The organism is Mesorhizobium sp. P2_E6, assembly GCF_056403835.1.
On the sequence record NZ_JBFUEQ010000045.1, the window covers coordinates 1 to 560 of the forward strand.

The following is a 560-nucleotide window of genomic DNA, read 5'->3' on the forward strand; positions in this document are numbered from 1 at the left end:
GCTGGGCTTCAATGCCGGCGCGACGGGGCTGGTCGACACGGCGAGCGGCCAGGCGGTGGTGCTGAGCCTCGAGGCTGGGCAGGTGGTCGGCCGTGCGGGCGTCGGCGGCGTGATCGTGTTCACGGTCAGCACCGATGCGTCGGGCAATGTGACGCTCGACCAGCAGCGTGCGGTGGTCCATCCGACGACGGACCCGAACGAGCCGGTCAGCCTGAACGCCGACAATCTGGTGACACTGACGGCGACGATCACCGACAAGGATGGCGATCATCAGTCGGCGACACTGAACATCGGCAACAACCTGACCTTCCTGGATGACGGCCCGTCGATCTCGGCGCCGGGCGCCAGTGCATCGCTGAGCGTCGACGAGACGGATCTGACGACGAATGCGACGGCGAGCTTCGCCAGCGCGTTCACCTCCAGCTATGGCGCCGATGGCGCCGGCACGACCACCTATGCGCTGGGCTTCAATGCCGGCGCGACGGGGCTGGTCGACACGGCGAGCGGCCAGGCGGTGGTGCTGAGCCTCGAGGCTGGGCAGGTGGTCGGCCGTGCGGGCG

General features: G+C 68.9%; 1 protein-coding gene. It reads left to right on the top strand.

The window, feature by feature from the left end; translation table 11 throughout:
* A partial coding sequence (locus tag AC1D08_RS33685) for a DUF5801 repeats-in-toxin domain-containing protein (protein WP_477425358.1) occupies window positions 1-560 on the top strand: 560 nt, incomplete at both ends.